This is a genomic window from Klebsiella sp. K-3, assembly GCF_051207495.1.
Taxonomy (GTDB): domain Bacteria; phylum Pseudomonadota; class Gammaproteobacteria; order Enterobacterales; family Enterobacteriaceae; genus Klebsiella; species Klebsiella aerogenes.
In genome coordinates this window covers 131,436-144,709 of sequence record NZ_JBPNXF010000003.1, presented here as the reverse complement: position 1 = coordinate 144,709, position 13,274 = coordinate 131,436, and the positions used below count along the sequence as shown (strand labels likewise).

12 protein-coding genes are annotated in these 13,274 nt (G+C 59.3%); 8 read left to right on the top strand and 4 right to left on the bottom strand.

Annotated elements, in window-relative coordinates:
• Window positions 1-124 precede the first annotated feature (124 nt).
• From ACSEMK_RS05750 to hycI, 4 genes are read left to right on the top strand one after another with little or no spacing between them, the layout of a single operon-like run.
• Window positions 125-667: a formate hydrogenlyase complex iron-sulfur subunit gene (locus tag ACSEMK_RS05750; RefSeq protein WP_015370029.1), complete on the top strand. Its 543-nt coding sequence runs from the start codon at window positions 125-127 to the stop codon at window positions 665-667.
• Entirely contained in the window at window positions 667-1,434 is a 768-nt protein-coding gene (locus ACSEMK_RS05745) for an NADH-quinone oxidoreductase subunit B family protein (RefSeq protein WP_087858548.1), read from the top strand. The genes ACSEMK_RS05750 and ACSEMK_RS05745 overlap by 1 nt, the downstream gene beginning before the upstream one ends.
• Window positions 1,431-1,841 carry a formate hydrogenlyase maturation HycH family protein gene (locus ACSEMK_RS05740; protein WP_015370031.1) on the top strand — a complete coding sequence of 137 codons (411 nt, stop codon included), beginning with the start codon at window positions 1,431-1,433 and terminating at the stop codon, window positions 1,839-1,841. The genes ACSEMK_RS05745 and ACSEMK_RS05740 overlap by 4 nt, the downstream gene beginning before the upstream one ends.
• Window positions 1,834-2,325 (top strand): hydrogenase maturation peptidase HycI, encoded by a 492-nt coding sequence (gene hycI / locus ACSEMK_RS05735; protein WP_430914622.1) that lies wholly within the window; start codon window positions 1,834-1,836, stop codon window positions 2,323-2,325. The genes ACSEMK_RS05740 and hycI overlap by 8 nt, the downstream gene beginning before the upstream one ends.
• 71 nt (window positions 2,326-2,396) lie before the next feature.
• On the opposite strand, the gene ACSEMK_RS05730 is transcribed toward hycI, so the two are convergent.
• Together ACSEMK_RS05730 and ascF are read right to left on the bottom strand one after the other, a co-directional pair.
• Window positions 2,397-3,821 carry a 6-phospho-beta-glucosidase gene (locus tag ACSEMK_RS05730; RefSeq protein ID WP_430914621.1) on the bottom strand — a complete coding sequence of 475 codons (1,425 nt, stop codon included), beginning with the start codon at window positions 3,819-3,821 and terminating at the stop codon, window positions 2,397-2,399.
• A 26-nt stretch (window positions 3,822-3,847) separates the two neighbouring features.
• Complete coding sequence (gene ascF, locus ACSEMK_RS05725; protein ID WP_435336326.1) at window positions 3,848-5,284, bottom strand: PTS cellobiose/arbutin/salicin transporter subunit IIBC; 1,437 nt, start codon at window positions 5,282-5,284, stop codon at window positions 3,848-3,850.
• 267 nt (window positions 5,285-5,551) lie between these two features.
• Here ascF and ACSEMK_RS05720 point away from each other — a divergent pair, with 267 nt between their 5' ends.
• From ACSEMK_RS05720 to ACSEMK_RS05705, 4 genes are all read left to right on the top strand, one after another.
• Window positions 5,552-6,565 carry a LacI family DNA-binding transcriptional regulator gene (locus tag ACSEMK_RS05720; protein WP_430914619.1) on the top strand — a complete coding sequence of 338 codons (1,014 nt, stop codon included), beginning with the start codon at window positions 5,552-5,554 and terminating at the stop codon, window positions 6,563-6,565.
• Window positions 6,566-6,699: 134 nt separating this feature from the next.
• Complete coding sequence (hydN, locus tag ACSEMK_RS05715) at window positions 6,700-7,227, top strand: electron transport protein HydN (protein WP_015370036.1); 528 nt, start codon at window positions 6,700-6,702, stop codon at window positions 7,225-7,227.
• 8 nt (window positions 7,228-7,235) lie between these two features.
• On the top strand, window positions 7,236-9,464 hold the full coding sequence (gene hypF, locus ACSEMK_RS05710; RefSeq protein WP_430914618.1) for a carbamoyltransferase HypF: 2,229 nt from the start codon (window positions 7,236-7,238) through the stop codon (window positions 9,462-9,464).
• A gap of 1 nt (window position 9,465) precedes the next feature.
• Entirely contained in the window at window positions 9,466-10,479 is a 1,014-nt protein-coding gene (locus ACSEMK_RS05705; RefSeq protein WP_047044127.1) for a HoxN/HupN/NixA family nickel/cobalt transporter, read from the top strand.
• A gap of 96 nt (window positions 10,480-10,575) precedes the next feature.
• Here ACSEMK_RS05705 and norW read toward each other — a convergent pair whose 3' ends face one another.
• Together norW and norV are read right to left on the bottom strand one after the other, a co-directional pair.
• The gene (norW, locus tag ACSEMK_RS05700) at window positions 10,576-11,709 is read right to left on the bottom strand and encodes an NADH:flavorubredoxin reductase NorW (protein WP_411325256.1); all 1,134 of its coding nucleotides are present in this window, start codon (window positions 11,707-11,709) and stop codon (window positions 10,576-10,578) included.
• Window positions 11,706-13,154 carry an anaerobic nitric oxide reductase flavorubredoxin gene (gene norV, locus ACSEMK_RS05695; protein WP_113374632.1) on the bottom strand — a complete coding sequence of 483 codons (1,449 nt, stop codon included), beginning with the start codon at window positions 13,152-13,154 and terminating at the stop codon, window positions 11,706-11,708. Before norV ends, norW begins: the two co-directional genes overlap by 4 nt.
• Between the last annotated feature and the right edge of the window lie 120 nt (window positions 13,155-13,274).

Genomic DNA, 13,274 nt, shown 5'->3' with positions numbered 1-13,274 from the left:
CGCAGGGGAGAGGGGGAAGGGCAGATCGAGCGCGAATTCACTGACCGTGCACAACTGTCCCCTCTCCCTTTTAGGGAGAGGGCTAGGGTGAGGGTAAAAGGCCACACACAACCTGGGAGCAACAATGTTTACCTTTATCAAAAAAGTCATCAAGACCGGCACCGCGACCCACTCCTATCCGCTGGAGCCGATGCCGGTGGATAAAAACTTCCGCGGCAAACCGGAACACAATCCGCAGCAGTGCATCGGCTGCGCGGCCTGCGTGAATGCGTGTCCGTCTAACGCCCTGACGGTAGAGACCGATCTGGCGACTAACCAGTTGGCGTGGCAGTTCAACCTCGGGCGCTGCATTTTCTGCGGCCGCTGTGAAGAAGTTTGCCCGACGGCGGCGATTAAGCTGTCGCAGGAGTATGAACTGGCGGTGTGGAAAAAAGAGGATTTCCTCCAGCAATCGCGCTTTGCCATCTGCCACTGTCGGGTCTGCGAACGGCCTTTCGCGGTACAAAAAGAGATCGACTACGCTATCGCGCTGCTTAAGCACAACGGCGATACCCGCGCCGAATTGCACCGCGAAAGCTTTGAGACCTGCCCGGAATGCAAGCGTCAGAAATGCCTGGTGCCATCCGATCGTATTGAACTGACTCGCCACATGAGGGAGGCCAGCTGATGAGCAATTTATTAGGCCCGCGCGATGAAAACGGCATTCCGCTGCCGATGACAGTGGAGGAATCCATCGCCAGCATGAAGGCCTCGCTGCTGAAAAAAATCAAACGTTCCGCCTACGTTTATCGCGTCGACTGCGGCGGCTGTAACGGCTGTGAAATCGAGATTTTCGCCACCCTTTCGCCGCTATTCGACGCCGAACGCTTCGGAATTAAAGTAGTGCCGTCGCCGCGCCATGCCGATATTCTGCTGTTCACCGGCGCGGTGACCCGCGCGATGCGTTCGCCGGCGCTGCGCGCCTGGCAATCGGCGCCGGATCCGAAAATCTGCATCTCTTACGGCGCCTGCGGCAACAGCGGCGGTATCTTCCACGATCTGTACTGCGTATGGGGCGGCACCGACAAAATCGTGCCGGTCGATGTCTATATTCCGGGCTGTCCGCCGACGCCTGCCGCCACGCTGTACGGTTTTGCGATGGCGCTTGGTCTGCTGGAGCAAAAAATCCACGCTCGCCTGCCGGGCGAGCTTGACGAACAGCCAACCGAATTGCTGCATCCCAACATGGTGCAGCCGCTGCGGGTGCGTATCGATCGCGAAGCGCGCCGTCTGGCCGGCTATCGCTATGGTCGCCAGATTGCCGACGACTATATGCGTCTACTGGGGCAGGGCGATAACCAGGTACTGCGCTGGCTGGAGGCGGAGAAAGATCCGCGTCTGACCGAGATCGTCACGCACCTGAATCAGGTGGTCGAGGGGGCGCGTATCCGATGAGCGAGACGGTGGTGTTCAGTCAGCTGAGCCGTAAATTTATTGATGAGAACGACGCGACGCCGGATCAGGCGCAGCAGGTGGTCTATTACAGCCTGGCGATTGGCCACCACCTCGGCGTCATTGACTGCCTGGAAGCGGCGTTAAGCTGCCCGTGGGAGGACTATCTGGCGTGGATTGGCACGCTGGAGGCGGGCAGCGCCGCGCGGCGCAAAATGGAAGGCGTGCCGAAGTATGGCGAGATTGTTATCGACAGTAATCACGTGGCGATGCTGGCTAATGCCTTTGATAAAGCGCAGTCCGCGCAGACCCCGCAGCAGCAGGCGTGGAGTAAAACCCTGCTCAGCATGCTGCACGATATTCACCAGGAAAGCGCCATCTATCTGATGGTGAGGAGACTACGTGACTGACGTTTTACTGTGTGTCGGCAACAGCATGATGGGCGATGACGGCGCAGGCCCGCTGCTGGCGGAAATGTGCGCGGCCAATCCGGTCGGCGGCTGGGTGGTGATTGACGGCGGCAGCGCGCCGGAAAACGATATCGTCGCCATCCGCGAACTGCGCCCGACGCGGCTGCTGATCGTCGATGCAACCGATATGGGGCTCAACCCTGGCGAAATTCGCATTGTCGACCCGGACGATATCGCCGACATGTTTATGATGACCACCCACAACATGCCGCTTAACTATCTTATCGATCAGTTAAAAGAGGATATTGGCGAGGTGATTTTTGTGGGCATTCAGCCCGATATAGTCGGTTTCTATTACCCGATGACTCAGCCTGTGAAAGACGCCGTCGCGACGGTATACGCGCGGCTTGATGGCTGGCAGGGGCTGGGTGGTTTTGCCGCGCTGGAAGCGGCCGAGGAACAGGCGTTCCCCGGCCTGCGCTAATGCTTCGCAGGGCTATAAATAGTACGGACCGTAGGCCGGGTAAGGCGTAAGCCGCCACCCGGCAATACCGACTACTCCAGATCCGCCCCGTTGCTGGCGATGACCTTCTTATACCACCAGAACGATTTCTTGCGCTTGCGCGCAAGCGTGCCGTTACCGGCATCGTCGCGATCGACATACACGAAACCGTAGCGCTTGCTCATCTCGCCGGTGGAGGCGGAGACCAAATCGATACAGCCCCAGCTGGTATAGCCGATGACCGGAATGCCATCATCGATGGCGTCGCGCATCGCCTTGATGTGTTCACGCAGATAGCTAATGCGGTAGTCGTCGTTGATTTCGCCGTTGGCGTCGATCTCATCGCGCGCGCCGAGCCCGTTTTCCACGAGGAATAGCGGTTTCTGATAGCGGTCATACATCATGTTCATGGTGATGCGCAGGCCGAGCGGATCGATGCCCCATCCCCATTCGCTGGCCGCAATGAACGGATTCTTCAGCGACTTGACGATATTGGCGGCGTTGGTATTGCTGGCGTTCATCTCCGCTGACGCGCAGCGCGAGGCGTAATAGCTAAAGGAGACAAAATCAACGGTGTTTTTGAGGATTTCGTCGTCGCCTGGCTGTTTGGCAATAGTGACGCCTTTCTCGCGGAATACCCGCGCGGCCCACACCGGATACGCGCCGCGTGCCTGCACATCGATAAAGAACAGGTTTTCACGATCTTTTTCCAGCGCCATCCAGACATCTTCCGGCTTACAGGAATACGGGTAGAAATTACCGCCCGCCAGCATGCAGCCGACCTGGTTTTGCGGGTTAACCTGATGGGCGATTTTTGTCGCCAGCGCGCTGGCCACCAGCTCGTGATGCGCGGCCTGGTATTTCACCTGTTCCTGATTTTCTCCTTCCTCAAACACCAGACCGGCGCCGGAGTAGGGACTATGCAGCATAATGTTGATTTCATTGAAGGTGAGCCAGTATTTCACCAGTCCGTCAAAGGCTTCAAAACAGGTGCGCGCATAGTGGCTGAAAAAATCGACCATCTTCCGGTTACGCCAGGAGCCATATTCCGTCACCAGATGCATCGGGACATCAAAGTGGCACAGGGTGACCAGCGGTTCGATCCCGTACTTTCTGCACTCTTCAAACATCGCACGATAGAAGGCGATACCTTCCGGGTTTGGCTGTTGTTCATCACCGCGCGGGAACAGTCGGCTCCAGGCGATAGAGGTGCGGAAGACGCTAAATCCCATCTCCGCCATCAGGGCGATATCCTCTTTATAGCGATGGTAAAAATCGATCGCCACGTGGCTTGGGTAGAATTCATCTTCGCGAAGCGAAAAGCGCTTCTCCTGGCCCAATTTCACCGCCAAGCGATGAGCGCCGTGCGGAATAGTATCAACGGTTGTCAGCCCTTTGCCGCCCTCAAGATAAGCGCCTTCAGACTGGTTAGCGGCCAGAGCGCCGCCCCATAAAAATCCGTGTGGAAAACTCGACATGCGTTACCTCGCGTTCAAAAAAGTGTTCAGGCGTGAGTGGCCGCGCCCTGGCGCTGTCTGGCGTCGGCGGCGGCATTTTCTACCGGGATATCTTCAAAACCGAGCAGCAGCGTCAGCGCAAAGGAGAGCACCACCGACAGCGCCATCACGCCAAAGACCCAAACGATAGTCATCGGATTGGCCGGATCGAAAAACTGGACGCTGGTGAACAGCCCCGGTGCCGCCATCGAATGGCTGGCCAGCCCGGCGATTCCCGCCACCGCGCCGCAAATAAAGCCGCTGATTAAGCTGGCGACCAGCGGGCGTTTCAGACGTACCGCCACGCCGTACAGCGCCGGTTCGGAAATCCCGGCCAGAATCGCCGATGCCGCCGCCGCTAGCGCGGTCTGGCGCAGCTCCGGGTTTTTGGTTTTCCACGCCACCGCCAGCGACGATCCGCCCAGCGACAGGTTGGCGCCGATTTCCGATGGCATCACCATCCCCTCTTTGCCGGTTTCGGCGATGGTTTGAATGATGGTTGGCGTAAAGACGCGGTGCATCCCGGTCATCACCAGCAGCGGCCAGAGTCCGCCCATGATCGCTACCGACAGCCAGCCGAGATAGCTATGGATCGTGTACACCAGCGCGGAGATCGCGCTGCCGATCCAGATGCCGAGCGGGCCAATCAGCAGGATCGCCAGCGGCGCGGCAATCAGCACGATCAGCATCGGTTTAAGGAAGTTTTTCGTCACCGCCGGGGTGATGCGATCGACCCAGCGCTCGATATAAGAGAGGCACCAGGTCATCACCAGCGCCGGGATCACCGTGTAGGTGTATTTCACCGCGGTAACCGGAATGAAGGCGAACTCAACGTGTTCTCCCTGCGCGGCTTTAGCCATTAATTCGATGAATCCCGGATGCACCAGCACCCCGGCGATAGCGATAGCCAGCGACATATTGGTTTTGAATTTTACCGCCGCGGAAGCGGCAACCATCAGCGGCAGGAAGAAGAACGCGCCGTCGCCGATAAGCGTCAGAATGGTCAGCGTCGGAGAGCCTTTTGGCAACGCGCCGCTCATCTCCAGGATCATCGCCAGCAGTTTGACCATCGATCCGCCGATAATCGCCGGGATCAGCGGCGACATGGTGCCGATCAGCGCATCAAGGATCCCGGCGCCGACGCGTTTTAAGGTCAGCGGCGGTTTCCCCTGCGGCTCCGCCGGGCGCAACTCGCCGGGCAGCAGATTCAGCACCTCGCGATACGCCTGCGAGACGGTATTGCCGATGATCACCTGACATTGGTTATCGCTACGCACGACGCCAAGTACCCCTTGCAGCGCTTTCAGCGCCGTGGCGTCCACGCGTTGGTTATCTTTCACCACGAAGCGCAGGCGGGTCATGCAGTGGGTCACGGCAACGACATTATCTGCGCCGCCGAGCGCCGTCAGGATCTGGTTCGCCAGGGCTGCATAATTTTTAGACATCGGATTTTATCCTGTTTTATCAATAGGGTACTGATTACACGCCAGCGCCTGACGGCGGCTATGCGCGGTATATGCATAGGAAACCGGTTCCACAAAATCATGATGAGTTTCATTGAGTCATACAAGAATTAAAAAAATCACTTTGCAAATTTGTGATTTTGATCGCTTTGTAGGCAGCGGCTGGAAAGCATCCCGGTGATGTCGGCTGCTGAAAAACGGCGAGACGTGCAGTACACTGCAGGCAACTTAAGTTACAGGAAGAACCCCATGGCAACGATGCTGGAGGTTGCGAAGCGCGCGGGAGTATCAAAGGCGACCGTGTCGCGGGTGCTGTCGGGCAACGGCTATGTCAGCCAGGAAACCAAAGACCGGGTGTTTCAGGCAATTGCCGAAAGCGGTTATCGGCCGAATCTGCTGGCGCGTAATCTGGCGACCAAAAAAAGCCAGACTATCGGACTGGTGGTAACCAACACCCTTTATCACGGCGTCTATTTCAGCGAGCTGCTGTTTCACGTGGCGCGGCTGACGGAAGATCAGGGGCGGCAGCTGATCCTTGCCGACGGTAAACACAGCGCGCAAGAGGAGCGCGAGGCGATTCAGTATCTGCTCGATATGCGCTGTGATGCGATCATCATCTATCCGCGCTTTCTTAGCGTCGATGAGATGGATGAGATAATCGACAATCATCAGCAGCCGATTGTGGTGCTGAACCGTCGCCTGCGCCGCCACGCCAGCCACTGCGTATGGTCCGATCACAAAGCCTCGGCGCGGATGGCGGTTGAAAAGTTAATTGCCAGCGGGCATCGCGACATTGCGTTTATCACCGGTTCGCTGGATTCGCCTACCGGGGTTGAGCGTCTCTCTGGTTATAAAGACGCGCTGGCAGGACTGGGGCTTCCCGTGCGGCAAGAACTGATCGTTGAAGGGCGCTGGACGCCACAAACCGGAGCCGCCGCTGTCGAAGCGCTCTGCCAACGCGGCGTCAGTTTCAGCGCGCTGGTCGCCAGTAATGACGACATGGCGATCGGCGCGATTAAGCAACTGCACCAGCAGGGGATCGCGGTGCCGCAGCAGGTATCGGTGATCGGTTTCGATGACATCGCGCTGGCGCCGTATGTGATCCCTTCGCTCTCCAGCGTTAAAATTCCGGTCACCGAAATGATGAAAGAGAGCATCAACAGGCTGATCTTTATGCTCGATGGCGGGGAATTTAAATATCAGCAAACTTTCCCCGGCGAGCTGATTGAACGCGAGTCGTTGGCGCGCGGCCCGCATGTCTGATGTCGTCAGCTGTCATCGTCAGTTGTGACGATGACAGCTGCTGTTAATTTAATTTCCTTAAATTTCAATGAAATAAAAGTTGGAACGTATTATGCATAATCCGGCGCGTTAACTTCTTTCCGCTGGAGAAATGGATGAACCGTTTCATTATCGCCGATGCGAGCAAATGCATCGGCTGCCGCACCTGTGAAGTGGCCTGCGTGGTCTCTCATCAGGAAAATCAGGATTGCGCCGCGCTGACGCCGCAGTCGTTCCTGCCGCGTATTCACGTGATCAAAGGTGTCAATGTGTCGACGGCGACGGCCTGTCGTCAATGTGAAGACGCGCCATGCGCCAACGTCTGCCCGAACGGCGCCATCAGCCGCGATAAAGGCTTTGTCCACGTGATGCAGGAGCGCTGCATCGGCTGTAAAACCTGCGTCGTGGCCTGCCCGTATGGGGCGATGGAAGTGGTGGTGCGCCCGGTCGTTCGCCACAGCGGCGCCGGGTTGAACGTCATGGCGGAAAAAGCCGAAGCCAACAAGTGCGACCTGTGCCACCAGCGCGATAGCGGTCCGGCCTGCATTGAAGCCTGCCCGACGCACGCGCTGGTTTGCGTCGACCGCAACAAGCTTGAGCAGATGAACCTCGAAAAACGTCGCCGTACGGCGCTGGCCTGGTAATACGCCGCATGAACGGGGTGCAAATCCGCATTCGCGGCAAAGTGCAGGGGGTGGGTTTCCGCCCCTTTGTCTGGCAACTGGCTCGGCAAATGGCGCGCGGCGGCGATGTCTGTAACGACGGCGACGGCGTGCTGGTCAGACTGACCGGCGACGACGGTGGTTTTACTGCCGCGTTGGCCCGTCACTGCCCGCCGCTGGCGCGTATTGACAGCACCGACTGCACCCCGTTTCACTGGCATAAGCTTCCTCAGGATTTCACCATTCGCCACAGCGGCGGCGGCAGTATGCGCACGCAGATTGTTCCCGATGCCGCAACCTGCCCGGCGTGCCTGGCGGAGATGAACGATCCGCAAGAACGCCGTTACCGTTACCCCTTTATCAACTGTACCCACTGCGGGCCGCGTTTCACCATTATTCGCGCCATGCCATACGATCGTCCCTTTACGGCGATGGCGCCGTTCCCACTTTGTCCGCGCTGCGCTGCCGAGTACCGGGAGCCTGCCGATCGCCGTTTTCACGCCCAGCCGGTGGCCTGTGCCGATTGCGGCCCACAGCTGGAGTGGCGGGCGGGAACGCTAACGCTATTCGCTGAAGCGGCGCTGCAGGCGGCCGTCGCGCGGCTGGCTGCGGGCGATATTGTGGCGATAAAAGGGATTGGCGGTTTTCATCTGGCCTGCGATGCCGGCAATAGCGTGGCGGTGGCAGCGCTGCGCGCGCGAAAACGGCGCCCGGCAAAACCGCTGGCGGTAATGCTGCCGACGGCCACGGGATTACCCGCCGCGGCGGCAACGCTGCTGCGCTCGCCCGCCGCGCCGATTGTATTGCTGGCTAAAGCGCAGGTTCCCGGCCTGTGTGACGAGATTGCGCCAGGGCTTGCGGAAGCTGGGGTGATGCTGCCGTCTAATCCGCTGCAGCATTTACTTCTGCAGGCGCTGGCGCGCCCGATAGTGATGACCTCCGGCAACCTCAGCGGCCGCCCTCCGGCATTGAGTAATCGCGAAGCGCTCACCGACTTAGCCGATATCGCCGACGGTTTTCTGCTACATAATCGCGATATCGTGCAGCGTATGGACGATTCGCTGGTGCGCTCAAGCGGTGAGATGCTGCGCCGCGCCCGAGGCTACGTGCCGGATGCGCTGCCGCTGCCGCCGGGCCTGGATAATATTCCGCCGTTGCTGGCGCTGGGGGCGGATATGAAAAATACCTTCTGTCTGGCGCGCGGCGACGAGGCGGTGCTGAGCCAGCATTTTGGCGATCTCGGCGAGGAGGGCGTCGAGCAACAGTGGCGCAGTGCGCTGCAGTTAATGCAGAGCATTTATGCATTTGCGCCGCAGCGGGTGGCGGTTGACGCCCATCCCGGCTATCGCTCGACACAGTGGGCGGCGTCAATGTCGTTACCGGTCGAGCCGGTACTGCATCACCATGCCCACGCGGCGGCTTGCCTGGCGGAACACCGCTGGCCGCTCGACGGCGGCGATGTGATTGCCCTGACCCTTGATGGCATTGGCATGGGGGAAAACGGCGCGCTGTGGGGCGGCGAATGCCTGCGGGTGAACTACCGCGAATGCGAACATCTTGGCGGCCTCCCGGCCGTGGCTCTGCCGGGCGGCGATCTGGCGGCGCGCCAGCCGTGGCGAAATTTGTTGGCCCAGTGCCTGGCATTTATTCCCGACTGGCAGTCATACCCGCAAACCGCCGCGCTGGGGCAGCGAAACTGGCCGCTGTTGGCGCAGGCCATCGAACGCGGCATTAATTCGCCGCGCGCCTCTTCCTGCGGACGGCTGTTTGATGCCGTCGCCTACGCGCTGGATTGCGCGCCGGAGAGCCTGAGCTACGAAGGCGAGGCGGCCTGTCGGCTGGAGGCGCTGGCCGCCAGCTGTCCGGGCGTCAGCCATCCGGTCACGCTGCCCTGGCGCGGCGGCGAGCTGGATTTAGCCACCTTCTGGCGACAGTGGTTGCGCTGGCAGGCGACGCCCGCGCAGAAAGCCTGGGCCTTTCATGATGCGCTGGCCTGCGGGCTGGCGGCGCTGGCGCGCGACCGCGCCGCTTCCCGCGGGATAGCGACGATCGTTTGTAGCGGCGGCGTACTGCATAATCAGCTGCTCGCCGCCCGCCTCAGCGATTACCTCTCTGATTTTACTTTGCTTTTGCCGCAGCAGCTTCCCGCTGGCGATGGCGCGATCGCCTACGGTCAGGCGGTGGTGGCCGCCGCCCGCTGGCAGTCTCAAAGGATTTAAGATGATAACGATGATTTTACGCCAACAGCCGCGTGCGGCGGCGCTGGTATTGGGACTTATCGCCGCGAACGCCCTGGCCTGGCTATGGGCGTTTCAGGCGTTTGGCGATAGCGGGGCATTGATGGCCGCCAGTCTGCTGGCCTGGGGTTACGGTCTGCGCCATGCGGTCGACGCCGACCATATTGCGGCGATTGATAGCGTCACCCGCAAGATGATGCAGCAGGGGCGGCGGCCGTTTGGCGTCGGGGCGTGGTTCTCGCTAGGGCATTCGTCGATCGTGGTGCTGGCGTCGGCGGCGATTGCCGCGACGGCCACCGCCTTCAGCCAGCAGATGAGCTGGCTACACGATACCGGCAGCGTGATTGGCACCGCGGTATCGGCGCTGTTCCTGCTGGCGATGGCGCTGGTCAATCTGGTGATTTTGCGCAGCGTGTGGCGCAGCTTCCAGGCGTGGAAGCGCGGTGAAAAGGTCAGCGACGAAATCGTTAGCGGCGGCGGTATGATGAGCTGGCTGTTTGGCAAGACCTTCCGGCTGATAAGCCGCAGCTGGCAGATGTATCTGGTGGGCTTTTTGTTCGGTCTTGGCTTTGATACCGCCACCGAAATCGGCGTGCTGGGTATTTCCGCCGCCGGCGCGTCGAGCGGCATTTCGATTTGGTCGATTATGGTCTTCCCGGCGCTGTTCGCCAGCGGTATGGCGCTGGTGGATACGCTTGATAATGTGCTGATGGTCGGCGCCTACGGCTGGGCGTTCAGCAAGCCGCAGCGCAAGCTCTATTACAATATGACCATCACCGGTACCTCGGTGGTGGTGGCGCTGTTTATCGGCGGCCTGGAGGCGCTGGGGCTGTTAATGGATAAGTTCGCCCTAAGCGGCGGGGTGTGGCGCTGGGTAGGGGCGTTAAACGATAACCTCGGCGATGCCGGGTTTGTGGTGGTGGGGCTGTTCGTCGTTTGTTGGGCGCTGTCGGTGCTTAATTATCGCTGGCGCGGCTACGATAATTTGGCGCGCTAGCCGGGATATTTTCCCGGCTTGCGCTGCGCTTAGCCGGGCTACCAGGACAATACTGTAGCCCGGCTAAGGCGTTTACGCCGCAAGCCGGGAAAACCATCACCTCACCAGTTGCTTGAGCAGCGCAAAGGCTTCCTTCATTTTGTCTTCACTCACCACAAAGGCCCGCAGCTGGTTTTCGGCATCCACGCCTTTCGCCACCAGCCCCTCTTTGGTGGCCACGATATTCCACGTCAGATCGTCGCGGCGGGTGTCGCCGGCCAGATGCAGCGGCAGATCCGGTGTTTTCACTTTCACCAGCATTGGCGGCAATGTGAGCTCGCCCGCTTGCGCCAGCAGGTTTTTACTCAGGCACATGGCGCTGAGTAAAATCGGCTGCAGGAACGGCAGTACCGTACCGTTGATTTCCGCACAGTCGCCGAGCGCATAAATCGCCGGGTCGCTGGTTTGCAGTTGGTTATTGACCACCACGCCGCGGTTAATCTGCAATCCGGCATGGCGCGCCAGCGACGTTTCCGGGCGCAGGCCGGCAGCGGCCACCACCGCATCGACGGTTATCGCGCGCTGGCGATCGAGGCTGACGCGAATGCCGTCGGCGGTTTGCTCTAACCTCTCAAGCTGCGTTTTGAGCATCAGATGTACGCCCATCTCGGTGAGCCGATGCTGTAGGCGGCTGCTGGCTTCCGGCGGCATCAGCGCCGCCAGCACGCTGGCTGAGTTATCGACTACCGTTACCGCTTTACCGGCGCGACAGAAATCCATCGCCAGTTCGCAGCCAATCAGGCCGCCGCCGACGATCAGCACGCGCTTCGCGTCGTGCAGCTGGCTCTGCGCCGCGCCATATTCGCGCTGGCTGTTCAGCGTCAGCATCAGCTCGCGTCCCGGCACCGGCGGGATAAACGGCGTCGCGCCGGTGGCCAGCACCAGTTTGTCGTAGCGCCACTGGTTATCCTGGCTCTTCACTAACCGGTTTTCGGCGTCGATATCGCTTACCCAGGTATGGGGAAACAGACGCAGATTGTACTGCTCGGCGAACTCGCCGGCGCTTTGCAGGGTCAGATCGTCGGCCTTCTGCCCGCGGCTGATGACATGGCTGAGGTCCGGTTTGTTGTACTCATCCATGCTATCGGCGGCGATTAACGTCAGCGGGATTTGCGTATCCTGCTTACGGATATTTTTCACCAGCTGGCGGGCCGCGAAGCCCGAGCCGATGATGACGATGCCATCACTCATTTTGCCTCCGTCGCCAGTACGTCAAAGACATCTTTGCCAAGAGAACACTCAGGGCAGAGGAAATTGTCCGGCACTTCACTCCACGGCGTACCCGGCTGTACATCCTGGTTAGGTTCGCCTTTCGCCGGGTCATATACCCACTGGCACACGCTGCACTGCATCATGGGACCGAGATCGGCGGCCGCGGCGGCGGCGCAGGCGCAGTCTTGTTGTTCCGGCGTTGTCGCTGCTTCAGCAACCGGCAGCGGCGAGAGGGCCCACTGGCGGGCGATGTCGCGTCCGTGTTGGCGGCACAGTTCCAGCGCGTCGATATCCGGGCGCCATTTGGCTTTCAGGCTCAGCGACATCTCAAAACCGGCATCCTGCAGGCGGGTGGACAGACGGTCTACCGCGCCGCCGCTCCAGCCGTGTGAGCCAAAGGCGCTGGCGCGTTTATTGCGAAAACGCAGCCCGGTCATCTCTTCCACCAGCCCGGCGATTTTCGGCATCATCACGTTGTTCATGGTGGAGGTGCCCACCAGCACGCCTTTCGAGCGGAAAACATTGGTGAGAATGTCGTTTTTGTCGCTGCGGGCGACGTTGAAGATTTTTACCGCTACCCGCGGGTCGACTTCAGTGATCCCCTGAGCGATGGCGTCCGCCATCATGCGGGTGTTATTGGACATGGTGTCGTAGAAGAGAGTGATGCGATCTTCCTGGTAATCCGCCGCCCACTCGAGATATTTCTCGACGATTTGCGTCGGGTTATCGCGCCAGACCACGCCGTGGGAGGTGGCAATCATATCCACCGGCAGGTTGAAGCCGAGGATTTCAGTAATTTTCGGCGTCACCAGGCGGCTGAAGGGCGTCAGGATGTTGGCGTAGTAGCGCTGGCACTGTTCGTACAGTTCAATCTGGTCCACTTCATCGTTGAACAGGTGTTCGTCGCAGTAGTGCTGGCCGAAGGCGTCGTTGCTGAACAGCACCGCGTCGCCGGTCAGGTAGGTCATCATGCTGTCAGGCCAGTGCAGCATTGGCGTTTCCACGAAGATCAGCTGTTTACCATTACCGATATCGAGAGTATCGCCGGTTTTCACCACGTGGAAGTTCCACTCCGGATGATGATGGTGGCCGTTGATCGAGTCGATGGCGTTGGCGGTGCAGTAAATCGGCGTATCCGGGATCTGCATCATCAGTTCGGTCAGCGCGCCGGCATGGTCCTCTTCGGCGTGGTTAATGACGACGTAGTCGAGGTCAGCCAGATCGATTTCGCTGCGCAGGTTCTGCACGAACTCGCGGCTGAATTTATGATCGACGGTATCGATCAGCACGTTTTTCTCTTCGCGGATGAGATAGCTGTTGTAGCTGCTGCCGCGCAGCGTTTTATATTCGGTGCCGTGGAAATCACGCACTTCCCAATCGCGTTGGCCAACCCAAAGAATGTTATTTTTAACCGCAATAGACATAGCAACCTCAATCAATACAGTGTGTTTAAACTCAGTTGATTGGCTTATATCAAGTTGCGTGCCAACTTTTTAATTCATTGATAATTATCTATTTTTAATTTTTTATGATTTTTGTTGCTG

Bases quoted from the DNA above. Each gene is read 5' to 3' on its own strand.
- ACSEMK_RS05750 (WP_015370029.1), top strand. From the start codon at position 125: ATGTTTACCTTTATCAAAAAAGTCATCAAGACCGGCACCGCGACCCAC.
- ACSEMK_RS05745 (WP_087858548.1), top strand. From the start codon at position 667: ATGAGCAATTTATTAGGCCCGCGCGATGAAAACGGCATTCCGCTGCCG.
- ACSEMK_RS05740 (WP_015370031.1), top strand. From the start codon at position 1,431: ATGAGCGAGACGGTGGTGTTCAGTCAGCTGAGCCGTAAATTTATTGAT.
- ACSEMK_RS05730 (WP_430914621.1), bottom strand. From the start codon at position 3,821: ATGTCGAGTTTTCCACACGGATTTTTATGGGGCGGCGCTCTGGCCGCT.
- ascF (WP_435336326.1), bottom strand. From the start codon at position 5,284: ATGTCTAAAAATTATGCAGCCCTGGCGAACCAGATCCTGACGGCGCTC.
- ACSEMK_RS05720 (WP_430914619.1), top strand. From the start codon at position 5,552: ATGGCAACGATGCTGGAGGTTGCGAAGCGCGCGGGAGTATCAAAGGCG.
- hydN (WP_015370036.1), top strand. From the start codon at position 6,700: ATGAACCGTTTCATTATCGCCGATGCGAGCAAATGCATCGGCTGCCGC.
- hypF (WP_430914618.1), top strand. From the start codon at position 7,236: ATGAACGGGGTGCAAATCCGCATTCGCGGCAAAGTGCAGGGGGTGGGT.
- ACSEMK_RS05705 (WP_047044127.1), top strand. From the start codon at position 9,466: ATGATAACGATGATTTTACGCCAACAGCCGCGTGCGGCGGCGCTGGTA.
- norW (WP_411325256.1), bottom strand. From the start codon at position 11,709: ATGAGTGATGGCATCGTCATCATCGGCTCGGGCTTCGCGGCCCGCCAG.
- norV (WP_113374632.1), bottom strand. From the start codon at position 13,154: ATGTCTATTGCGGTTAAAAATAACATTCTTTGGGTTGGCCAACGCGAT.